General features: G+C 45.1%; 21 protein-coding genes. 18 read left to right on the top strand and 3 right to left on the bottom strand.

The window, feature by feature from the left end:
- Positions 1 to 17 precede the first annotated feature (17 nt).
- From ACYCSE_RS23745 to ACYCSE_RS23735, 3 genes are all read left to right on the top strand, one after another.
- Entirely contained in the window at positions 18 to 224 is a 207-nt protein-coding gene (locus ACYCSE_RS23745; protein WP_069289679.1) for a DUF896 domain-containing protein, read from the top strand.
- A gap of 120 nt (positions 225 to 344) precedes the next feature.
- Entirely contained in the window at positions 345 to 854 is a 510-nt protein-coding gene (locus ACYCSE_RS23740) for a hypothetical protein (RefSeq protein ID WP_061831521.1), read from the top strand.
- A gap of 155 nt (positions 855 to 1,009) precedes the next feature.
- On the top strand, positions 1,010 to 1,804 hold the full coding sequence (locus ACYCSE_RS23735) for an HAD family hydrolase (protein WP_459702567.1): 795 nt from the start codon (positions 1,010 to 1,012) through the stop codon (positions 1,802 to 1,804).
- A gap of 99 nt (positions 1,805 to 1,903) precedes the next feature.
- On the opposite strand, the gene ACYCSE_RS23730 is transcribed toward ACYCSE_RS23735, so the two are convergent.
- From ACYCSE_RS23730 to ACYCSE_RS23720, 3 genes are all read right to left on the bottom strand, one after another.
- Positions 1,904 to 2,788 carry an IS3 family transposase gene (locus tag ACYCSE_RS23730; RefSeq protein ID WP_250266833.1) on the bottom strand — a complete coding sequence of 295 codons (885 nt, stop codon included), beginning with the start codon at positions 2,786 to 2,788 and terminating at the stop codon, positions 1,904 to 1,906.
- The gene (locus ACYCSE_RS23725) at positions 2,743 to 3,057 is read right to left on the bottom strand and encodes a helix-turn-helix domain-containing protein (protein WP_238807613.1); all 315 of its coding nucleotides are present in this window, start codon (positions 3,055 to 3,057) and stop codon (positions 2,743 to 2,745) included. Before ACYCSE_RS23725 ends, ACYCSE_RS23730 begins: the two co-directional genes overlap by 46 nt.
- 121 nt (positions 3,058 to 3,178) lie before the next feature.
- Positions 3,179 to 3,721, bottom strand: coding sequence for a 1,2-dihydroxy-3-keto-5-methylthiopentene dioxygenase (locus tag ACYCSE_RS23720; protein ID WP_459700242.1), 543 nt, complete (start codon positions 3,719 to 3,721; stop codon positions 3,179 to 3,181).
- A gap of 280 nt (positions 3,722 to 4,001) precedes the next feature.
- On the opposite strand from ACYCSE_RS23720, the gene metH reads away from it, so the two are divergent.
- The 15 genes from metH (at position 4,002) to ACYCSE_RS23645 (ending at position 22,264) form a co-directional block, all read left to right on the top strand.
- Positions 4,002 to 7,442 carry a methionine synthase gene (gene metH, locus ACYCSE_RS23715; protein WP_459700240.1) on the top strand — a complete coding sequence of 1,147 codons (3,441 nt, stop codon included), beginning with the start codon at positions 4,002 to 4,004 and terminating at the stop codon, positions 7,440 to 7,442.
- A 79-nt stretch (positions 7,443 to 7,521) separates the two neighbouring features.
- A complete protein-coding gene (rnz, locus tag ACYCSE_RS23710) occupies positions 7,522 to 8,451 on the top strand; it encodes a ribonuclease Z (RefSeq protein ID WP_459700238.1) in 930 nt (309 codons plus the stop codon).
- Positions 8,452 to 8,957: 506 nt separating this feature from the next.
- Positions 8,958 to 9,764 (top strand): TIGR01457 family HAD-type hydrolase, encoded by an 807-nt coding sequence (locus tag ACYCSE_RS23705; RefSeq protein WP_459702566.1) that lies wholly within the window; start codon positions 8,958 to 8,960, stop codon positions 9,762 to 9,764.
- A 69-nt stretch (positions 9,765 to 9,833) separates the two neighbouring features.
- Positions 9,834 to 10,652: an Fpg/Nei family DNA glycosylase gene (locus ACYCSE_RS23700; RefSeq protein WP_322163391.1), complete on the top strand. Its 819-nt coding sequence runs from the start codon at positions 9,834 to 9,836 to the stop codon at positions 10,650 to 10,652.
- Complete coding sequence (locus ACYCSE_RS23695; protein ID WP_250261192.1) at positions 10,642 to 11,490, top strand: deoxyribonuclease IV; 849 nt, start codon at positions 10,642 to 10,644, stop codon at positions 11,488 to 11,490. Before ACYCSE_RS23700 ends, ACYCSE_RS23695 begins: the two co-directional genes overlap by 11 nt.
- 71 nt (positions 11,491 to 11,561) lie before the next feature.
- Entirely contained in the window at positions 11,562 to 11,900 is a 339-nt protein-coding gene (locus tag ACYCSE_RS23690; RefSeq protein ID WP_235309667.1) for a cyclic-phosphate processing receiver domain-containing protein, read from the top strand.
- A complete protein-coding gene (locus ACYCSE_RS23685) occupies positions 11,897 to 12,211 on the top strand; it encodes a thioredoxin family protein (protein WP_061831513.1) in 315 nt (104 codons plus the stop codon). The genes ACYCSE_RS23690 and ACYCSE_RS23685 overlap by 4 nt, the downstream gene beginning before the upstream one ends.
- On the top strand, positions 12,208 to 12,981 hold the full coding sequence (locus ACYCSE_RS23680) for an ABC transporter ATP-binding protein (RefSeq protein WP_250268511.1): 774 nt from the start codon (positions 12,208 to 12,210) through the stop codon (positions 12,979 to 12,981). The genes ACYCSE_RS23685 and ACYCSE_RS23680 overlap by 4 nt, the downstream gene beginning before the upstream one ends.
- A gap of 22 nt (positions 12,982 to 13,003) precedes the next feature.
- Complete coding sequence (locus ACYCSE_RS23675; protein WP_459700233.1) at positions 13,004 to 14,062, top strand: SAM-dependent methyltransferase; 1,059 nt, start codon at positions 13,004 to 13,006, stop codon at positions 14,060 to 14,062.
- Between the two features lie 180 nt (positions 14,063 to 14,242).
- Entirely contained in the window at positions 14,243 to 15,736 is a 1,494-nt protein-coding gene (locus ACYCSE_RS23670) for a protein kinase domain-containing protein (protein WP_459702565.1), read from the top strand.
- Positions 15,737 to 15,777: 41 nt separating this feature from the next.
- Positions 15,778 to 16,764: an SAF domain-containing protein gene (locus ACYCSE_RS23665; RefSeq protein ID WP_459700231.1), complete on the top strand. Its 987-nt coding sequence runs from the start codon at positions 15,778 to 15,780 to the stop codon at positions 16,762 to 16,764.
- Positions 16,765 to 16,786: 22 nt separating this feature from the next.
- Positions 16,787 to 17,500, top strand: a complete 714-nt coding sequence (locus tag ACYCSE_RS23660) for a hypothetical protein (protein ID WP_061831508.1) — start codon at positions 16,787 to 16,789, stop codon at positions 17,498 to 17,500.
- On the top strand, positions 17,497 to 18,354 hold the full coding sequence (locus ACYCSE_RS23655; RefSeq protein WP_250261197.1) for a hypothetical protein: 858 nt from the start codon (positions 17,497 to 17,499) through the stop codon (positions 18,352 to 18,354). Before ACYCSE_RS23660 ends, ACYCSE_RS23655 begins: the two co-directional genes overlap by 4 nt.
- Positions 18,355 to 20,190: an ATPase, T2SS/T4P/T4SS family gene (locus ACYCSE_RS23650; protein WP_061831506.1), complete on the top strand. Its 1,836-nt coding sequence runs from the start codon at positions 18,355 to 18,357 to the stop codon at positions 20,188 to 20,190.
- The gene (locus tag ACYCSE_RS23645) at positions 20,180 to 22,264 is read left to right on the top strand and encodes a hypothetical protein (RefSeq protein WP_459700228.1); all 2,085 of its coding nucleotides are present in this window, start codon (positions 20,180 to 20,182) and stop codon (positions 22,262 to 22,264) included. Before ACYCSE_RS23650 ends, ACYCSE_RS23645 begins: the two co-directional genes overlap by 11 nt.
- Position 22,265 lies beyond the last annotated feature (1 nt).

The following is a 22,265-nucleotide window of genomic DNA, read 5'->3' as shown; positions in this document are numbered from 1 at the left end:
TATGGAGGGGACATAATTTGGATATAGACAGCTTAGTACAGCGCATTAATGAATTAGCGCGTAAAGCAAAATCTGAGGGATTGACGGAAGAGGAAGCCATAGAGCGCGCCAATCTTCGGGAAATTTATTTAGGTAACATTCGCCGTAATTTTCGGCAGCAGCTTGAAACAATTGAATTTGTGGACGATGATACGTCGAAGGGAAATGACGGGCTGAAGCATTAATGTTGTTAAAGCGCCCAAGCCTGCAATTTGCCTTTTGTTTTAGGTACCGTTCTCGGTATCTATATAGATCAGCTTTGAGGCAATTGTTTTATTGTAATATATCTGGGAAGGAATTGAGAGATGGCCCGATCATTTGAAAGAAAAGTACGCAAAAACACAGCGCATTTAAATAAATCGCGCAAAAAGCAAGGCATTCAAACCATTAACGGCGCAGGTTCTGCAATGGATATTTTCCGTGGCCGTAACATTACTGTGCCAATTATGCTGGCTGGTCTTTCTGTATTGTACATGCTTATGAGTTACTTTTTGACTAAAACCGGTATGCGAGGGATGGATTGGCTTGTATTCGGCCTATACTTGATGCTGGCTGTTATCTTTTTCATCCGTCGTCCTTATTTGAAAGTGGGAAAGGATACTCTCTATATGCTGAAAGGTGGTAGAGAACGTCCAATGACGGCTGGGGACATGAAAGCCATCAAGATTGAAAAGGGTTACGTAACCGTTGAAAGAAAAGGTAAGGGCGGTAATTTCATTTTCACAAAATCATTAGGTCGCTATGACACGGATGCCATTGCAGAGCGACTTGAGAAGTTTGCGCTATCCAATCAGATACAGGTGGACAAGAAATAACTGATTTAGCCTGTAGCTCTTTAACAAAGGCCGTATGATGTTATTTCATATAACATGCTGCGGCCGCTTGCTTAATATGGGCACACATAACGATTCAAATATTTAACCGAGCAAATAGGTGTACATATACTGTGGAAAGAGAGTGGATAATTCAGATGACGATTCAGGCGGTAATGTTTGATCTTGATGATACCCTTTTATGGGATGAACGTAGTGTAGAAGAGGCATTTGATGCAGCGTGCCAAACAGGCTCCCGTGAAGCAGGCGTTGATCCGAAAACTCTGGAGGAAGCGGTACGTAAGGAAGCACGCGCTTTGTATGAATCCTATGAAACCTTTAGTTTTACTCAAATGATCGGCATTAACCCGTTTGAAGGATTGTGGGCGAATTTTACAGCAGGTGAGCAACCTGAATTCCGCCAATTGGAACAGTTGGCCCCTGTTTATCGAAAGGAATCATGGCGCAGAGGACTCCAGCAACTAGGGATAGATAATGAGAAGTTGGCGGAAAAGCTGGCTACCCAATTTGCTTCGGAAAGACGCGCGCGTCCACATGTATATGAAGAAACGTTTGAGATTCTAGAACAATTGAAGGGACATTACAAACTGTTATTGCTGACAAATGGCTCCCCTGATCTACAACAGGAGAAACTGGATGGAGTTCCTCAATTAGCTCCTTTTTTTGATCATATTGTCATTTCAGGTTCTTTTGGTCGAGGCAAGCCTGATCCGTCTATATTTCAGCATGCTTTGGGGCTTCTTGGTATTGAGCCTGAACATGCTTTAATGGTAGGAGATAAGCTGACGACTGATATTCAAGGAGCGTTGGCAGCAGGTGTACACTCGGTGTGGGTGAACCGGAACGCTAAAACCAATACCACAGAGATCAAGCCGAAGTTCGAAATCAAGCATCTGTCTGAATTGGACGGAATTATTCAAACGTTAAAGTAAGAAATCCATAATCTTTAGAAACGAGTATTAAAAAAACTCCCTTCGCTCGATTGTTACAGAGTGGTCAAGACCCCATTTTATAGACACTAAAAAAAGACCCTAGGCTATAAGCTGCTTCCGATACTCTTTCGGAGGCAGCTTATTTAACTTTCGTTGTGGTCGACACTGGTTGTAAAATTGGATATATTCTTTTATTCTCCTTTGTGCCTCGTCCATATTTCGGATATCATATGGGTAGAGCCCTTCCGTTTTGAGATGCGAGAAGAAGCTCTCCATCGAGGCATTATCATAACAATTGCCTCGGCGAGACATGCTGATTCGGGCGCCAACCTTTGGCAGCATGTCGTGGTACGCATGGGACGTGTACTGGAATCCCTGGTCGCTGTGAACGATGAGGCCAGTCACGTCTTTTTGCTGTTTCCAGGCTTGTCGAAACGTCTGTAAAACCAGTTCGTTATCATTTCTATGGCTCATCTGGTACGCGATAATTTCGTTATTGAACAAGTCTTTAATCGCAGACAGATATAGCCAGCAATCCCCCACACGATATTGCGTGATATCTGTGACCCATTTTTGGTTAGGTTTGGCCGCCTTGAAATCCTGTTTTAGCAGATTTTTCGCCACACGACCTTCTGTAGAAGAAGCATAGTTACAGCGATGCTTCCGGCGAATTTGTGAGCGGATCCCCAAGACCTGCATGAGCCGGAGTACCTTTTTATGGTTCATCCAGACTCCATGATCGTGCTGCAAAAATAGTTGAATTTGGCGATAGCCGTAGACTCCGTTATACTGCTCATACACTTTCTTCACAAGAGCTTTCGCGTCCTGATCCCGATCAGTTCCTCTCCGTTTTAAGAAGGAGTAATATCCACTTCTAGAGACCTTAAACAGCTTACAGAGTTCGCTAACTGGATACTCTTTAGCGGCCTTCTCAATCGTTACATACTTGTGCTCCTCATCTCCTGCATCCAGATTTCCAAACACTTTTTTAGCATATCATTTTCCCGTTTTAACTTTTGGACGTACCTGTCCTGGTCCATATATTCCTTCCGTCGTCCTCGTTGGTCCATAAGTCCGAATTCACCGAGTTCCTTGTACTTCCGCATCCATTCTTTCAACCGATGTCGATCTGCAATCCCGAACTTCTCCATGAGTTTACGATATGTCCAACCTTCTTCGATATGAAGCCGTATGGCCTCTACTTTGGTTTCAAACGTATATTCTTTAAACTTCTGTCCTTTTTTCGCTGGCATAAAAAATGCACCCCCTAGAAATTCATCGGATAAACCAGGGGTTTATTCCAATGTCTATTCTAAGGGGTGCACTTCAAGAGCAGAGGGAGTTTTTTTTATTCACACAAGGATAAATTCGTAATTATGCTTTAATGAAGGTTGGGTCTTCATACGGCTCGGCAATCCAGCCATTTTCTTCGATGAACAAGCGGATTGCGACGATCTTTTGATTCTCCATTAAAGTGAAGAAGTGAGGTATATTTTCAGGTACGGAGATAACGTCCCCCGGTGAAAGCTCTACATTAAAATAGCCGATCTCTTCAGGGCCTTTAATGATGAAGATGCCTTTACCAGCGACAATGGCACGGATTTCATCCTCGGTGTGGGTGTGAATTTGCTCAAACTTGGCCAGCAGCTCGTCCAAATTCGGCGTTGCTTCAGATAAAGTGATAACGTCCCATATTTTATATCCGCGACGTGCGGCTAAATCCTTGATTTCGGGTTCAAATGTTTGGAGAACAGCGGCCTTTTGATCATCTGTTAAGGTAAAGTTCTCTTGCAGCTCCCCGGACAATTTGGAAGCATCCCAATGTTCATACAATATCTCGTGACTCTCCAGAAATTCGCGTACTTGTGCTTCACCGCTAATTCGTTCGTTCGTATTACGTATTAAGATTTCAGCCATATGCTTATTCCCTCTTTTCCACTTGGATTAATGATGTATAAAGAATACCATGTCTTGAAACGTTGTACAATACAGGATTTCAACATTTTATAATGCAAATGACTATAGCTAAAAGGTCAGGGTTAAGTACGTTCTGTAATGCTACAAATTATAAAAATGGATTAGAGAAGTCGTTTTTACAAAGAACAACCTGTATAAAACGTATGTTTTTACTTCAATCTATCTAAATGATACGGTTTCTGCTAAACTAGGATTTAACGTTTTGCGGGGGTGAAGAAATTTGGATAAAGTTAGCTTGCAGGATGCATTACAACGAAGAATACTCCTTCTTGATGGGGCCATGGGCACCATGATTCAACAGGAAGACCTTTCCCCCGTTGATTTTGGTGGGGAAGAGCTGGAGGGCTGTAATGAAATGCTGGTCTTAACGAGACCAGATGTCATTCAAGGGATTCATGAAGCTTACTTGGAGGCTGGGGCAGACCTAATTGAAACGAATACATTTGGAGCAACATCCGTCGTTTTGGCGGATTACGATATACCAGAACGTGCCCGTGAAATTAATCTGGTGGCAGCCAAACTGGCGCGTAACGCGGTGGATAAATACAGCACTGCGGGCAAGCCTCGTTTTGTAGTAGGAGCTATGGGTCCAACCACGAAAACCTTGTCTGTCACAGGTGGTGTTACATTTGCTGAGCTGATTGACAGCTATCAAGAGCAGGCCTTGGCGCTTATTGAAGGCGGCGTGGATGTGCTCCTTTTGGAGACCTCACAGGATACGCTTAACGTCAAAGCTGGAAGCATCGGAATTCGGCAGGCTTTTGAGCAGACAGGTATCGAGCTTCCGCTAATGATTTCAGGCACGATTGAGCCTATGGGAACGACGTTGGCCGGACAAAATATCGAATCCTTTTGCATATCACTTGAACACTTACATCCAATTTCGATTGGATTGAATTGTGCTACAGGTCCAGAGTTTATGCGTGATCATATTCGCTCTCTGTCTGAAATGTCCTCTGCAGCTATTAGCTGTTATCCAAATGCGGGCTTGCCCGATGAAAATGGCCAATACCATGAATCGCCTGATTCATTAGCACGTAAAATGGCTGCTTTCGCTGAAAAAGGCTGGCTGAATATTGCTGGGGGTTGTTGTGGTACCACGCCTGAGCATATTCGAGTTATGAGTGAAAGTATGGCGCAGTTTGAGCCACGTCCGCTGGTAGGTCATCATCCTCCTGCCGTATCAGGCATTGAGCCTGTATATATTGAACAGGACAATCGTCCGTATATGGTTGGTGAGCGAACGAATGTTCTAGGCTCCCGCAAATTCAAGCGTTTGATCGTGGAAGGCAAATATGAAGAGGCATCTGAAATTGCCCGCGCTCAGGTAAAAAGCGGAGCGCATGTCATTGATATTTGTGTGCAGGACCCGGATCGCGATGAAATGACGGATATGGAAGCGTTTTTGAAACTGGTTGTAAACAAGGTAAAAGTACCTTTGGTGATTGATACCACGGATATTAAAGTCATTGATAAAGCACTTCAATATTCGCAAGGTAAGGCGATTATTAACTCCATTAATTTGGAGGATGGTGAAGAGAAATTTGAGAAAATGGCTCCTCTTATTCATAAGTACGGCGCCGCTGTTGTTGTTGGAACCATTGATGAACGCGGACAGGCTATTTCACGTGAGGATAAGCTTGAGGTAGCTAAACGTTCTTATGATCTGTTGGTGAACCGTTACGGTTTGGCAGCGGAGGATCTAATTTTTGATACGCTCGTATTTCCAGTAGGAACAGGTGATGAGCAATATATCGGTTCAGCTAAGGAAACGATAGAGGGCATTCGCATTATTAAAGAAGCGCTTCCCGGGGTACATACCATCCTGGGCATCAGTAACGTATCTTTTGGTTTGCCGGAAGCGGGTCGTGAAGTGCTCAATTCCGTCTATTTATATGAATGCACCAAAGCAGGTCTGGACTACGCGATTGTAAACACTGAGAAGCTTGAACGTTATGCATCCATTCCAGAGCATGAGCGGAAACTTGCGGAAGACTTGATCTATAAAACAAATGACGATACTTTATCCGCTTTTGTAGCAGCTTTCCGTAACAAGAAAGTGGAGAAAAAAGAAAAGATATCAAACCTTTCGCTCGAAGAACGACTGGCTTCCTATGTAGTCGAGGGAAGTAAAGAGGGACTCATTCCGGATCTGGAGCAGGCGCTCGTGAAATATTCTTCGCTGGAGATTATTAATGGCCCGCTGATGAAGGGGATGGAGGAAGTAGGACGACTGTTTAACAATAACGAATTGATTGTTGCAGAGGTGCTGCAAAGCGCTGAAGTGATGAAGGCGTCCGTAGCCTATTTAGAGCCGTTCATGGAGAAGAATGAATCCTCAGTAAAAGGTAAGATTTTGTTGGCTACAGTCAAAGGTGATGTGCATGACATTGGTAAGAATCTGGTGGAGATTATTCTATCCAACAATGGTTACCATATCGTGAATCTGGGTATAAAAGTACCACCAGAACGCATTATTGAAGCTTACCGTGAAGAAAAGGCCGATATGATAGGCTTATCCGGACTGCTTGTTAAATCGGCACAACAAATGGTGCTGACCGCACAGGATTTAAAAAATGCGAATATTGATATTCCAATAATGGTGGGTGGAGCTGCTTTAACACGTAAGTTCACTAAAAATCGTATCCGTCCTGAGTATGATGGTCTGGTTGCCTATGCAAAGGATGCTATGGATGGTCTGGATATTGCCAATAAGCTTATGAATCCTGAGTCCCGCAAAAAAATGGCTGAGGACATGGAGGCTGAGCGGGAGGCGGAAGCGGCAATCGTCGTGGAAGCCAAGCCGCTCCCTAAGCTCACTCGAGCTGTGCGCTCTAATATTGCTCAGGATTTGCCCGTTTATATTCCACCAGATACGGATCGCCATGTACTGCGCAACTATCCACTGAATTATATTTTGCCTTACGTGAATATGCAGATGCTAATGGGGCATCATCTTGGTTTAAAAGGCAATGTTGAACAACTGCTGGCTTCGGAAGATCCGAAAGCGATTCAGTTGAAGGAAACCGTGGACAGCATCATGTTTGAAGCTGTGACAGACGGAATCATCCAGGCACATGCTATGTATCGTTTCTTTCCAGCGCAGTCCCAAGGAGATCAAATTCTGATCTATGATCCCTCGGATGTGAGCAAGGTACTGCACACATTTACATTTCCGCGCCAGCAGGTAGAGCCTTATCTATGTCTGGCTGATTTCTTGAAATCAGTGGAATCCGGAGTTATGGACTATGTAGGTTTCATGGTCGTTACAGCTGGTCATGGGATTCAGCAGATATCTACCCAGTGGAAAGATAAAGGAGATTATCTGCGCTCGCATGCACTTCAAGCGGTAGCACTCGAAGTAGCAGAAGGGTTAGCGGAACGGCTTCACCATATTATCAGGGATAGCTGGGGGTTCCCGGACCCTGCCGATATGACAATGAAACAGCGACACGGTGCCAGATATCAAGGCATTCGGGTATCCTTTGGCTATCCGGCATGTCCAGATCTAGAGGATCAGGGGCCGTTGTTCCAGTTGTTAAAACCTGAGGATATTGGCGTTGAGCTGACGGAAGGGTTTATGATGGAACCGGAGGCTTCTGTATCAGCCATGGTGTTCAGCCACCCTCAGGCGCAGTATTTTAACGTCGAAAAGGTTTAACACCTTTATCAGATGGGATAGCAAATACCCTCCGAGCTTCGGAGGTTTTTTGCTGGTCAGCAGGAAGAAGGTTAATGTTATGGAATTTTATTTTCTCGGTACAAATGCAGGGGTGCCTACGATTCAGCGAAATGTAACGTCCATCGCTCTTCGTTTGCTGGAAGAACGAAGAAGCATGTGGCTGTTCGACTGCGGCGAAGGCACTCAACAAGAGGTATTGCGTTCGCCGCTCAAACTAAGCAGACTTGAAAAAATATTTATCACCCATTTGCATGGGGATCATCTTTTTGGTCTGCCGGGACTGCTGTCGAGCAGAGCGTATCAAGGGGGAACGACACCACTGACGGTATATGGACCGCCTGGAATCCAGCAATATATCGAGCTGTCTTTAGGGATCAGCCAATCGCGTATCAATTACCAACTACATATTGTGGAGCATACGGGCGGGGTTTTGTTTGATGACGGACAATTCCGGGTAGAGTCAGCTTTGCTGGATCATCGGATTGACAGCTATGGCTACCGAGTTGTAGAGATGGATAAGCCCGGTAAGCTTAACCAAGAGCTGTTGGAGCGATATGGTATTAAGCCCGGCCCGGTGTACGGTAAGTTAAAGCGTGGGGAAAGCGTGGAGGTAGAGGGTGGAGTTATTTTGCATCCTCAGGATGTACTGGGTTCGCCGAAAAAAGGGCGTATCATCACGATTTTAGGGGATACGAGACCTTGTCCGAATACGGTAGTGCTGGCTCAAGATGCAACTGTCGTCGTTCATGAAGCCACTTTTCTGCATGAACTGGCAGATACAGCTTACGAGTATCATCATAGTACAGCGCTTCAGGCAGCGGAAGCTGCAAAAGCCGCAGGTGCGGGTCAGTTAATCATGACGCATTTTAGTTCTAGGTATAAAGATCAGGAGCAGCTTCAGCCATTGCTGGAGGAAGCACAAAGCATATTTCCTAATTCATTGCTTGCGGAGCAGCATGTGTTGTTACCGGTATCCGATATCGGTTAATAAACGATTGGAGAAGATATGTGCATGGGTGCCGGGGCTTGCCTCGGTGCCTTTGTTTTTCACCGAAATTATTTTCCGGGAAAGCGCAGGATGCGACAAGAGATGAGAACCCGTGCAGGGTGGTGGGGGATGAATTTGTTCTACCACATATGGAGGCGTGTCCTATTCGAGTTTCTATATATCGAATTTAAAGGATTATATTTCTTGAGCATGACCAGGAAATACAGGAGATTTCCTTTGAGGAAATAGCGCCTTCGATGGATTTCGACGAAGAAGTGAACTTATGTCATGGGAAAGCGACGGCTTTTAGCGAGGAATGGCACTATTTTGGACGGTTTACCAGCAATTCATGGACTTCATAAGCATTTTTGACTTAAGATAGATAAGATGAATAGAGACGGCCGATTATTTTATGACCTGAATAATTAAGGTGGTTAAATAAGAAGGAGAACATCGTTCATGGGATGAATTATAATTTTTAATGCTATGATGTGAATGGATTTGAAGTGGGGGAGGGGATTGCGATAAAATCGTTACTAATTGATCTGGATGGAACACTTTATCATGGAAATCGGATGATCAAGGGTGCGGATCTGTTCATATCCCAATTGCGTTCAGACCAGATACCTTATGCCTATGTTACAAACAATGCTTCACGTACACCCGATTCGGTGGCTGAGCATTTGGTTGGTATGGGAATTGAAGCGGCCAGCCATGAAGTATATACTTCGGCGTTAGCAGCTGCACAATATGTTGCACAGCAAAGTCCTGGAGCTCGTGTATTTTGTATTGGTGAAACAGGATTACGCGATGCACTCACAGGTGCCGGTTTGCAGCTTGTTGAGAACCATCCTGATTATGTGGTGCAGGGGATAGATCGTCAATTTACATATGATGCGCTGGCCGCTGCCATGCGCTGGATTCGGGAAGGAGCAACTTTTATTTTGACAAACCCGGATCTCCAATTGCCTTCACATGATGGGCTAACGCCAGGTGCAGGTACGATTGGAGCTGCAATTGAAGCGGCTTCACAGGTGAAGCCTATTGTCATCGGCAAGCCTTCAAGCGTATTGATGAACTATGCGCTGAACCGCTTAAACATTAGGGCGGATGAAGCTCTGGTTGTGGGCGATAATATGCTTACAGATATTGCGGCAGGTGCAGCAGCAGGTTGTAAAACAGCTCTGATCCTGTCGGGCGTGACGACCCGCGCTAATATGGACGAGCATGTGCGTACCGTTGGAGTGAAACCTGACCTGATGTTTGACAATCTCGCTGAACTGCGGGACTGGATGAAAGAAGAGCTGAAATAATAGAAAGTATATGTTTTACAAAACTTGCGAGAATTAAAAGCTATGTAGCTACGAAAGGAAAGATGTTTTATGCCGGAACTTCCTGAAATGGAAAACTACAGAATCTTATTATCAAAACAAATTTTGGACATTCCGATTACTGGAGTTACGGTTAGCCGTGAAAAGTCCATTAATACTGAAGTGGAAACGTTTGAGAAGCAATTGCTGGGAACGACCGTTGTATATTTAGAGCGTCGAGGCAAGCATTTGATTTTTCATTTAAACACGGGCGGGCGGCTCGTACTTCATCTGATGCTCGGAGGACTGTTATATCTGGGAACGGAGGAGCAGCGTCCAGATCGTACAGTTCAAATCGAATTAGATTTTAGTGGAGTAAAGCTTTATTTTATCGGACTGCGCTTAGGTTATCTGCACCTGCTAACGGCTAAAGAAACAGAAGAAGCTTTGTCAGACCTGGGACCTGATCCGTTAGACCGTCGCATGACGTTGGAAAAGTTTACAGCACGGCTGAAGGGACGCCGGGGGATTTTGAAAACAATGCTGGTGAATCAGCAGATTTTTTCGGGTATTGGCAATTGTTATTCAGACGAAATTGCTTATATCGCCGGATTTACACCGGGTTCCAAAGTACAGAACATTGTGCAGTCGCCAGAAAAAGTGGAAAAGCTATATCATGCCACTCAATCCGTACTACGTGAAGCTACAGCGGAAGGCGGGTACATGGAAATGCCTCTAATGGAGGGGGACACGCTAACAGGTGGATTTGATCATCAGTGCCGAGTATATGACCGCGAAGGAGAAGAATCTCCAAGTGGCGGGAAAATTGTAAGGGTTGAACTGGCGGGGAAAAAAGCATTTTATTGCCCGGTACAGCAGCATGATGCCTAAATTGCTCATCGGCTCCCATGTGAGTACGCGTGGTGGCTTTTCCAAAGCCGCTATGCGTGCGCGAGAGCAGGGGGGGCGTTCATTTCAATATTTCCCGAAAAATCCTCGTAGTCTTAGGCTGAAGGAATGGAGTGCTACTGATGCTGCTGCTTGCAACGCTTACTGTTTAGAGCACCAGCTTCAATCCATTGCTCATTCACCATATCCCGTTAATCCGGCTCATGGGTCCGAGCGTGGTCAGGAACTTTATGAGCTGACGATTGCTTCATTACGCAATGATCTGGATATTGCTGAAGCCTGTGGGTCAAAAGGGATTGTCGTTCATTTTGGTCATATGCATTCGTTAGACCCTCTAGAGGGCTACCGTAATATCATTAACTGTTTTAATGATGTGCTGGAAGGCTGGCAGGGAAATGCTAAAATATTGATCGAAAATCAGGCGGGAGATCATGGACCCATGGGAACCACGCTTGAGGAAATGGTGCAGATCCGTCAGCTGTGCCGGTATCCTGACAGTATCGGCTTTTGCTTAGACACTTGTCATGCATATGCAGCGGGATTGTGGAACGGTGGAATGGACGAGGCTTTGATCGAAAAAGGGAATCGTCTCGGCTATTGGTCCGCTCTGTGTGGAGTTCATTTGAACGATTCTAAATACCCATATGGCTCTAAAAAAGACAGACATGCCCGTGTGGGACAAGGCTACATTGGTACTGAGGGCATGCGTTGGATGACAGATCAGGAGGCTGTAAGAGGTATTCCTATCGTTTTGGAGAGTGAGACGGGACCTGATGGGACACATCAGGAGGATATTCAAATGATTCTAAGCTGGGAGTAAATTGGTCTGATTGATAATAACTATCTTTGAGGCTTGTGAGCTTGCATATATGGAAAAAGGAGGAGAAGTTGATGTATTTGTTTATGGACGATTATCGGCCTTGTCCTCCGGGCTTTAAGCTGGCAAGAGATGCGGATGAGTGTCTGCTGCTGCTTCATGAATACCCTATTTCGATACTATCGCTAGATTATGATTTGGGTCCAGGTCAGCCTACGGGAAAGGATGTGGCTGCTGCTATCGCAGAGAAACGGCTATATCCACGTGAAATTTACTTGCATTCGTCCAGTCCAGAGGGGCGGCGAGCCATGTATGAGCTACTCTATGCGAATAAGCCAGAGGGAGTCACCGTACATAACGGGCCCATACCCGAAGAGCGTATGCGAGAGATCAGAAAAGGGTCTGAACGATGAAAGAGATCGGACAAAAAGAGGCGCGCCGTGCCATATGGGAGGGATGCAAGCTGGCTTTGTTTGTGTACACTCCCATGTGCGGAACATGCGCGGCTGCCCGTAAAATGCTGGAGGTAGCAGAGCATTTGCTCCCTGAAGAAGCAGTGGTGCAGAGCAACATTAACTATATTCCTGAACTGGTACAGGAGTACCGGATATCCAGCGTTCCTGCGCTTCTTATATATAATGGTGAAAACAAAAATCCTGAAATCATCTACAAAATGGAATCTGTAGAACACTTGCTGAGCAAAATAAGGAGCGTGATGGAATGATATCCATGAAGAGCATTACGTTGCAGCGGGAAGAAAGACGGATTTTGGACGATGTAAGCCTGGACATACGAGAAGGTGAACATTGGGCTATTCTGGGTCGCAATGGTTCCGGTAAAACAACATTGCTGGAAATGATGACAGGATATATGTTTCCAAGTCATGGAACGGTTGAAGTGCTTGGGCAAATGTATGGTCAATGTGATGTGCGGGAAGTTCGCAAACAAATCGGATATATCAGCCAGACCTTGTTGGAAAAGCTGGCGCTAAAAGATCCCGTTTGGGAAGTTGTCGCTACAGGTGCGTATGCTTTTTTGCGCTTTTATCAGGAAATTCCGAGAGGGGCAAAAGAAAAGGCCATATCTTTGCTGGAGGGTATGAATTTAGGCGACTTGATTCATCACCCACTGGGGACGTTATCTCAAGGAGAACGTAAAAAGGTGATGCTGGCCCGCTCACTGATGGCAGAACCTCGTCTGCTGATTATGGACGAGCCTTGTGCCGGGTTGGATCTATTTGAGCGGGAAAAAATGCTGGTCGAGATTGATCGGCTCCGCAAGCGAGACTTATCAGTGGTTTATGTGACTCACCACATTGAGGAGATTGTCCCTCTCTTTACGCATGTTGCATTGATTCGTGATGGTAAGGTCGCAGCAGCTGGACCGAAAAAAGAAGTTTTAACGAAAGAATTGATTATGCACACATATGAAGTTCCGGTTGAGCTGGATTGGGATGGAGAACGTCCCTGGATTCGGGTGTGCACTGGAGGGTAATGTTATTTTGGAGGAACTAAATATGAGTACAGATGAACAAAGTGAATCTACTTTGTCATCATCAAGATTTGTTTGTACGGCCAATCACGGTTTTGCACCCTATGCTCAAGAGGAGCTTAGAAGATTATTTGGCTCTGTAAAAAGCACAATGCTTTTACCTGGTGAAATTTTTATGGCTACATTACCTGCGGAAGAAATTGAGGCAGTGAGGACAATTACAGCTCAGCCGCCGATGTTTTTACGTCACTTGTTTCCTGTTCATTTTCAGGAAGAAGGAACGGACCTGGTTCAGGTGCAGGAACGGCTGGTTGCATTCATCCGTAACCGCAAGGAACTGATGGATCAACGTGTTTCTTTACAAGTGCGCAAAGGATCTAATAGCAGTTGGACTGAAAGCGCAGGTGCGCTCAAGCAGGCTTTGAGTGAACAAATAAGTGATCTACCTATGGAGCAGACAGTACAAGGCGCCGATCTTATTGTGTCCGTTTTTGCAGATACAGATACGTGGTATGCAGGTGTATCACGTCCTGAGGATAACCTATCGGATTGGAGCGGAGGCGCGGTTCGTTTTCAAAAAGAAGATGGACAAATTTCTCGTGCCAAATTCAAGCTATTGGAAGCGGAAGCAACGTTCGGCATAGATTTTGGTGCTTTCCGTCAGGGACTGGATATTGGAGCAGCACCGGGTGGTTGGACTTCCTTCTTACTGGAGCGGGGACTGAAAGTTACAGCGGTTGATCCGGCAAAGATGGAGCCATCACTGATGAAGTACGCCAATCTGACTTTTTTGCGTAAAAATGCAAGTGAAGTCAAATTTAAAGAGAATTCGTTCGATCTGCTGGTTTGTGATATGAGCTGGAGTCCTAAGCAAATGGCAAGGCTCGTTACTGATTTACTATATAGTTTGCGAAGTGGTGGTACTGCTATCGTTACGGTCAAGCTAATGCATAAAAAGCCCTTGGCGCTCATTCATGATGTAATTGCTTCATTTGAGGAGTCCGGCATGCAGATTCAGCGAGCTAAGCAGCTATTCCATAACCGAGATGAAATTACCCTGTACATGATCAAGTATGGAAAATAATACTTTACAATAGATACAGGTGTGCTATATAATAAATCCAAATTGTTCCTTAAAAATAATAATCATGTTTAAATCAAGGGAAAGCATCCCGCGAAAACGGTTTTCATGGCGACATGGAAATTTGATTTTGCGGCAGCTTTCCCTTTTTTGCGTTGTCTGCTTTAGAAAGGAGGTAGGAGAATAATGAAGCAACCATCACAGTTGGAATTCGGATCCATTGTCGGTGAGCGTTACCGTATTGTTCGCACATTGGGTTCGGGAGGAATGAGCCGCGTGTTCATGGCAGAGGATTTAAAACTGCCAGGCAAGCAATGGGCGGTGAAGGAGTCGGTTGCCGGGCCACAAGTGATGAAGCTTGTACGTACGGAGGCAGAGATGCTGATTTCGCTGAGTCATCCACGTTTACCGAGAATTGTTGATTTTTTTGAGCATCCTCGATCTGGTGCGGTATACCTGGTCATGGATTACATCGAGGGAATTACGCTGGAAGCATACATGAAGGGCTATGAAGGCTATATTCCACAGGAGCAGATCGTCCCATTCGCTTTGCAGGTACTGGATGTGTTGGATTATTTGCATACCCGTCAACCGCCAGTCATTTACCGGGATCTGAAACCGACGAATATTATGCTGACACCGGAAATGGAATTTATACTGATTGATTTTGGAATAGCGAGGAGCTATAAGGCTGAACTGGATCAAGATACGGTAAAGCTGGGCACAGTGGGCTTCGCTGCCCCGGAGCAATATGGAGCAGGTCAGACGGATGCTCGTTCAGACTTATACAGTTTGGGAGCGCTGCTATTGTATCTATGTACAGGAGGCAAATATAGCGAGTGGACTGCGGGAGTAGAAGGGTATATTCGCGGAGAATTGCCCCGCCATTTGATCCCGGTGATTCGAAAACTGCTGCGTCAGCATCCTGAGGAACGATTTCAATCTGCCGGGGAGGTCATTGGAGAACTGCGGCACAGTGCGGATTTTCAGCCTGCTCAACAAGGAATATCCGTTAATGATGCCTCAATGGATTATGCAGGTACAAGGGTAGTGGCTGTATTGGGTGTCTCTGCCGGCTCCGGTGCTACTCATACAGCAATTGCGGTGAGCCACTATCTGGCTCGAAGGTCCCGCTCCGTAGCTTTGGTTGAGCTGCACAGCACAGCCAAAGCATTTGCCCGACTTCAAGAAGTCGTAGAAGGCACATCCGTTGGACAATCGAGTTCAAGTCGGCGTTTTGAAGTTGATGGAGTACACTACTGGCGGCAAACATCTCGTGCGGATGTCATTTCTTTGTTGGGTGGTTCCTATAGATTTATCGTACTGGACCTGGGGAGTGGGCAGGACAATGAACGACTGGAAGAATTCTTGAGAGCCGATTATCCGCTTGTCGTTGGCTCAGGGGCCGAATGGAGAGTTCAGGATATAGCAGGGCTAGCCCGATCTCTTCAGCGCCACCCACAGCATAAATGGAATTACTGCTTGCCATTGGCAACCTCGGAGGCGGTTCGCAGGCTTCGTAAGGAGCTGGATCACGATAAAGTATTTGCTTTACCGTTCCACTCAGACCCGTTCGAACGAGATGATGAGGTGGATCAGGTGCTGGACGAGCTGTTTCGCGGAGTCATTCCAGATACCCGGAAAAAACGCTTCGGATTCCTTAAACGACAGCGCTAAATAAAACGGTATATATCAAAAAGAGGCAGGGGAGAAGTTGTGTGTCCAAGCTAAGAAAAAGCAGTAAGCAAAAGCTATACGCCGGTTGTATTGGCGCAGGAATTGTTGGCATTATCTTTGCTGGCTACCTTATGGTTAATATCCATCAAATGGATGAGGTCAGGAAACAGGCTGAAGTAGAGGCAGAGCAGAAATGGAAAGTGTACGAACAGGAGCAACGAACCGCGAAAAAAGGTTGGGCGGTTGTCCGTGACATTTCCCCCGGCGAACAGATTGCATCTAATGATTTGAAGGGAATTAAAGTTCCCGGTTCTCAGGCCCCATCAAATTTGCTGACAGATAAAAGTGAGGTTTCCGGTACCACAGCCAAGATTGAGCTAAAAAAGGGATCTGTGCTTACATCGGCCATGGTTACTGCTGATGAGCCCACACCTAAAGATTTACGCAACCGTGAGCTAAAGGTGGTAGTATTGCCCAACAGCCTCAAGTCGGGTGACGAAGTGGATATCCGCATTCAATTTCCAACAGGGCAGGATTACATTCTATTATCTAAGAAGAAGATTTCTCGACTGGAAGGTCCAATTGTCTGGGTCACTTTGAATGAGCAGGAAATATTATCGCTTTCGAGTGCGATTGTTGATGCTAATCTGCATAAAGCATCTATCTATGCCCTGACATATGTCGATCCCCAATTTCAGCCCAAGGCAATCCCGACCTATCCGCCTAATGCGCAGGTGTTAGCGTTAATGAATAGTGATCCGAATTTGATACGCGTGGCTGAACAAAAGCTGTCCAAGCAGCTGCGGGATTCGCTTGAAAATGCAATTAATGCGTCAAACAATGTGATTTCAACACCCGTGGAAAGAAGTTTGAGTGAGGAAATTGTAGCCCAGCATGCGGGTGCTACTATAGAAAACCCAGCAAGCGGGATAGATGATACAAGAAATGAATATGAGAACGAGCAGGATCATCAAGAACAAACAAAGATTCTGACGCAGGGCGAAAGCTCTGATCCGTATGCCAAATAAATGAGAGAAAAGGAACGGAAGTATGAAAACATGGATATTTGCCGGGCTTTGTGACAAAAGCGATACCTTGTTATATATCAGCAGCATATTAGCAGCTTCCGGCCAACAGGTACTGCTTGTGGATGCTACGCTGCGGGGACAGTATCGGTATAGCATAGGGATGCTCGACAAACCACTTCCCATTACGCAGTTTAGTGGTTTTGATGTAGCAATTGGATTTACAGCATGGGAAGACCTGCATACCGTTATGATGACTGATCAAAAGGCGGAGCAGGCTTATGACATTGTTATTTTGGATGTAGAGTTACCTGATTTTTGTCCAATTTCTGTTTGGAAAGGGGCAGAACTGCGAGTTTGGGTCAGTGATTATAGCCGTATGCTAATGCACAACGGACAGAATTGGCTTGAGCATTTATTCAGTCAACCCGAATTCCCCAAAGATCTTGTATTTCACAAGCTATTTTTACAGGCTGTGGATTGTGGTGTGGAGGAGCCGTATCTGTGGGAATACATGAACCATTTCCCGGCTTCTTGGCAGCAAGAGCCATATGTTCTGCCATGGGATGAGGGGCTGCTTGCTCTGAAACTGGAAAATGAGCATAAAAAACAGCTACTACTAAAACCGCTATCCAGAATGTATAAGAAAGAATTATGCCGTTGTATTGGGGAATGGATGAGTTGGGAATTAAAAGTGAGTCGTCGTGCGCTAAAGCGTGCGGAAAGGAGTAGGGCATGAGTACCATTTTGTTTTGGAGCCCCATTAAGGGGGCTAGTGGAAGTAGCTCTTTGGCGGCAGCAATAGCAATTACCATAGGGAATCTATATAGAGGAAGACTATTATTGACACATTTAGGTCGTAGATATACCGGTATTGAATCAGGATTACCTATACAAGAGTATGGTATGGACGATCCAACCCTACAGCTTCAGGAAGGGGGCTGGGATGCTGCCGCACGTTTAGTTCTGCGAGGGACACTGTCTAAAGAAAATATTCGTAATTATACGACACCTGTACTCGAACATACTTTGGATGTACTTGAGGGAACCTCCACCTTTGGAGCTGCACCGCCGTTACTATCTCCAGGGCTTGTACGGGCAGTAATAGATACAGCGAATCAATATTATGATTTAACGCTGATTGATGCAGGAAGTGGAGCAGGGTGGGGGGCTGTACAACATGAAGCATGTGCACGAGCCAAACTGGCCGTTCTTTCACTCACTCAGAATATGCGAGAATTAGATGCTTATTTTGAGTCCGTGTCTCCGTTATCTACCTACTCATCATTGCCCTTATTAATAGTACTTGGGAAATATGATGTGCATTCTCAAGTGAATGAAACGAATATTCGCAGGAGATATGGCTACAAAGGTGCTTTGTATACAGTCCCTTATAGCACCGGATTTATGGACGCATGGAACCGCAGGGATGTGATCGGCCATGTGCAACGTGAGGTACGAAGTGGAAAAGAGCAGCATCGCAAGCTTTTTATGCCCGTAGGATGGGCGCAGAGTATACGACATATCAGCAAAGCTATTCTGGAGGCGGCAGAGTCCGATCTTCGACTCAAGGCTTTGGAGAGGGGCGCTTAAATGCTGTCCGCTCAAATGATCAACGGATTGATTCTTACCTGCATAGTACTGATGTGCATCGTACTGATTATTGTTAAATATCGAGGGAATCTTCACTCGCGACATTCAACCCTTCGGGTAGAAAAAAAGAACGAAGATGCCACATTCGAAACATTAATAGAGTATATCAAAAATGCACTTCATGAACTGAGTCATAGCCAGATGGCGGATGCCGGATTGCATGAAGAGGAATATAGACGGCGTATCCATCAAAGGGCGGAACTACGCAGGGCGTTAAAGGACTGTGCCAATGGCAGCATTGGAGATAAACGTTTTGTTAAAAATCTGATGGCTGAGCTTCTGATTAACGGTTACGGCTTGAACGAGAAAATCGTCGATACTGTTATGCCATTCTCCAGACCTGAGTTGTTTAGCATACAGGATCAATTCGAAATTATATTTTACCAATACCAGCAGAAGTTTGGCGCTGATGCACTATCACGTTTATTGGATACTTATGACTTGGCCGAAATGAGGTATTCACAGCAAGGTGAAGAAGATGGAAGTTATCTCGTTACCGCAGAGGATATTCGTTATATCTATGACTGTGAGTACCGCCCTCTTTCCTTTTTGGAGAAAGTGGATATTATTGTCCAGCGCATTTATCAGCATTACAAAGGCTTTTCCGTCATTGATGATATTCGTGACCAGCGGATCGACGGTGTAAGTGGGGGTGTCAGTGGTATGCCGGAAGGTGGGATTCCTGCATCATCAGACTGGCCTTCGGATGGGTATGCATTTGAACAAACATCTGCGTCTACTGCCAATGGTTATGAGAGCGTGTGGATTTTTTATAAAGGTAAAACGATCCATCTTTCGTTCCTTTCCTTCGGATCTGAGCGTGAACTTAAAAGGGTGTGCCAAAATATTTACAAATACAATTACCCGGGCCAGCTTTCCGAAGCGAATGGTTATAAGGTCAACGAAATGAAGGATGGGTCACGGGTAGTGGTGGTGCGCCCTCCTTTCTCAGAATCGTGGGCTTTCTTTGTTCGTAAATTCGATATTCAAAGCGCATCGCTGGAACAGTTAATTAAGGGACAGAATGCTGATTTTCCAATCCAACTACTTTCTTATTTAATGAAAGGCAGCCGGATTACTGCTATTACAGGCGCGCAGGGTTCAGGTAAGACGACGTTGTTAATGGCGATGGTCAAGCATATTTATGCTTCGTATACGCTTCGTGTTCAGGAAATGGCCTTTGAACTGCATCTGCGCAGCATTTACAGTCGCCGTAACATTCTTACCTTTCGAGAAACGGACCATATTTCAGGACAACAAGGGCTTGACTTGCAGAAAAAAACAGATGGAACCGTCAATATCCTAGGCGAAGTAGCAAGTGATGAAGTAGCTGCTTGGATGATTCAAATGTCGCAGGTTGCCAGTCTGTTCACCATTTTTACTCATCATGCCAAAACATTTCGTGATCTCGTGTTTTCACTTCGTAATTCATTGCTCAAAACAGGAGTATTTCAGCATGAAGGCATCGCTGAGGAACAGGTAGTTCATGTCATTAACTTTGATGTGCATCTCAAACGTGATGCGGAGGGGCGACGCTACATCGAACGGATCACAGAATGTGTGCCGTGTGACCCGGATCATACGGATGCAGGCTCCAATGCTTCATTGAGCTACAGTTATCGCCACGTTATGGAATATCGGAACGGAAGCTATATACCGATGGAGCCCTTAACAGCCAAAAGTGCAAAAGAAATGTGTGAGCAGATGAATGTAAAGGATGCCAGAGATTTCCGCAGTTTTTTGACCCGCTATTGGGAGGAAGACTATGAGTCTTAAAGAAATTTCATTATGGATTTTACTTATATCAGGTGGGAGCTTTGCGCTTCTATATATAGTTTTGTGGGGGTTGCATAAGCGTAGTAGTCATGCAGTTCGCAGAGGACGAATTTATTCTGTGCAGGAAGGACGTAAGGGAAAAGCGGTACTGCAACGTGAGCTGCAAGCCTTACTGCATAAGTTGTACACGCTATGTATGAAGGTCCCTTTCTTATCTGGCTACATCACGAGTGTACGTAAGCGACTAGCTGGTCAGCATGCCTACGATGAGTACAAGCTTCGCCTACAGACTATGAAGATGACACTGTTCATCTGGGGGGCTTTTGCTTGCAGTGGCGTTGTACTGGTCATGATGAAGCCAGGAATAGAGTTTGCTATATTGGCCGTTTTATGCGGAGTGGTAATCAACAGTCTTATTTTGGATATGGCCATTAGCCGGATGGAAAAAAGGCTACTTGCACAGATGATCGAATTATTCGCCAATGTACGTCATTATTACCATCAGCACGGTATGGTGGAGGAAGCCATATCCGAAGCGGCCGATTTGGCGGAGGCAGAGGCTGGGAGACACGCACGACTCATCCATGAGGCGCTAACAGATGTTGATCCGCACGAAGCATTGGAAAGATACTATGAGTCGGCTCCTAATCGATTTTTAAAAGCATTTGCCGGTATCTCGTATATGGTAATGGAGTTTGGTGATCGGATTGAGGAGGGGGGCTCCATTTATTTGAAGGGGCTCGGCAGTCTCGCACGCGAAATCCAGTTGGAGTTGCTGCGAAGAAATAAACTGGACTATCTATTAAAAAGTCTAAACGTGATCGCACTGGCACCTGTTTTCTTTACCACCCCAATCGAGACATGGGCGAGATCCAGCTTTCCATCCATGGATGAGTTTTATCAGGGAAAATTGGGTTATATCACGAAATTGTCCGTTTATATTGTGATAATCGTATCTTATTTTCTGTTACAGAAGCTTCAACAGACCGATGAAACAGGATATCGTGCGGGTAGAGGACGGAGGGTTTGGGAACAGAAGCTATACCGTTTTCCCATCATCCGTAATGTGGTGGATTCTTTAATTCCGCGTCAGCATATATCTTCTTATTTCCAGATAACCCGTCTATTAAAAGAAAGTGGTGCGGAGATAAAGCTGGAGTGGCTCTACATACGCAGAATAGCTCTTTTTATCGTAGGTTTGGTGCTCAGTATTAGTACGATATTTTTTTTACATGAAGCTGAGAAAACGCATATCCTTCACGCCCCGGTACAATCGGGTCAAATGTTTGGACATTTAAGTCCGATGGAGCAAAAAGAAGCTTTGAAGCAGAGTGGGATTGATCGCAAAATCATGCATTTGCTGAACATGAGAGCGGACAGCACATACGAACGAACGTACGCTGCTTTAGAACATAATGCCAATGGAACTGTTACTCCTGAACAGCTATCCACAAATACTCGGCGTATTCTCCAAAAGCTGAAAGATTGGAATGATGAATACATCAAGTGGTGGGAAGTGCTGATTAGTTTGATTGTTGGGTATGTAGCCTATCAAATGCCTATGCTTTTATTATATTTGCAACGAAAAATGCGTCGGTTGGATATGAGGCACGAGGTGTATCAATTTCAAACAGTTATTTCCATTTTGCGGGTTATGGAACGAATGTCTGTCGAGGAAATATTGGAGTGGCTGAACAGATTTTCAGTTATATTCAAAAGACCTCTGCAAAAATGTTTGCTTCATTATGAACATGGGCCAGAGGCAGCTCTTGACTTATTAAAAGAAGAGGCACCTTTGCCGGAGTTTCAGCGTCTAGTGGACAAGCTCCATTTGTCTTTGGGTAAAATTACGATTCGAGAGGCCTTTGATGATTTGGAATCCCATATGTCCTACTATTTCGAACAAAGAAAACAGGAGTATGAAAAAATAATAGACAGCAAGGCTATCTGGGGAAGGATGATTGGCTTTGCCCCGATGTATGGTCTTATCTTTTTATATTTGGTGATTCCGTTGATCGGCATGAGTTTTGTTCAAATGGATAACTATTATGAGCAAATACAAAAAATTCAGTAAG

Source organism: Paenibacillus sp. SEL1 (genome assembly GCF_054602535.1).
This window is presented reverse-complemented; position numbering and strand designations above follow the sequence as displayed.

What these genes read in the sequence shown, in the direction of transcription:
- ACYCSE_RS23725 (WP_238807613.1), bottom strand. Translation starts at nt 3,057, where the DNA reads ATGCCAGCGAAAAAAGGACAGAAGTTTAAAGAATATACGTTTGAAACC.
- ACYCSE_RS23695 (WP_250261192.1), top strand. Translation starts at nt 10,642, where the DNA reads ATGATGCCTAAATTGCTCATCGGCTCCCATGTGAGTACGCGTGGTGGC.
- ACYCSE_RS23700 (WP_322163391.1), top strand. Translation starts at nt 9,834, where the DNA reads ATGCCGGAACTTCCTGAAATGGAAAACTACAGAATCTTATTATCAAAA.
- ACYCSE_RS23675 (WP_459700233.1), top strand. Translation starts at nt 13,004, where the DNA reads ATGAGTACAGATGAACAAAGTGAATCTACTTTGTCATCATCAAGATTT.
- ACYCSE_RS23650 (WP_061831506.1), top strand. Translation starts at nt 18,355, where the DNA reads ATGCTGTCCGCTCAAATGATCAACGGATTGATTCTTACCTGCATAGTA.
- ACYCSE_RS23685 (WP_061831513.1), top strand. Translation starts at nt 11,897, where the DNA reads ATGAAAGAGATCGGACAAAAAGAGGCGCGCCGTGCCATATGGGAGGGA.
- ACYCSE_RS23660 (WP_061831508.1), top strand. Translation starts at nt 16,787, where the DNA reads ATGAAAACATGGATATTTGCCGGGCTTTGTGACAAAAGCGATACCTTG.
- ACYCSE_RS23735 (WP_459702567.1), top strand. Translation starts at nt 1,010, where the DNA reads ATGACGATTCAGGCGGTAATGTTTGATCTTGATGATACCCTTTTATGG.
- ACYCSE_RS23680 (WP_250268511.1), top strand. Translation starts at nt 12,208, where the DNA reads ATGATATCCATGAAGAGCATTACGTTGCAGCGGGAAGAAAGACGGATT.
- ACYCSE_RS23720 (WP_459700242.1), bottom strand. Translation starts at nt 3,721, where the DNA reads ATGGCTGAAATCTTAATACGTAATACGAACGAACGAATTAGCGGTGAA.
- rnz (WP_459700238.1), top strand. Translation starts at nt 7,522, where the DNA reads ATGGAATTTTATTTTCTCGGTACAAATGCAGGGGTGCCTACGATTCAG.
- ACYCSE_RS23645 (WP_459700228.1), top strand. Translation starts at nt 20,180, where the DNA reads ATGAGTCTTAAAGAAATTTCATTATGGATTTTACTTATATCAGGTGGG.
- ACYCSE_RS23740 (WP_061831521.1), top strand. Translation starts at nt 345, where the DNA reads ATGGCCCGATCATTTGAAAGAAAAGTACGCAAAAACACAGCGCATTTA.
- ACYCSE_RS23690 (WP_235309667.1), top strand. Translation starts at nt 11,562, where the DNA reads ATGTATTTGTTTATGGACGATTATCGGCCTTGTCCTCCGGGCTTTAAG.
- ACYCSE_RS23655 (WP_250261197.1), top strand. Translation starts at nt 17,497, where the DNA reads ATGAGTACCATTTTGTTTTGGAGCCCCATTAAGGGGGCTAGTGGAAGT.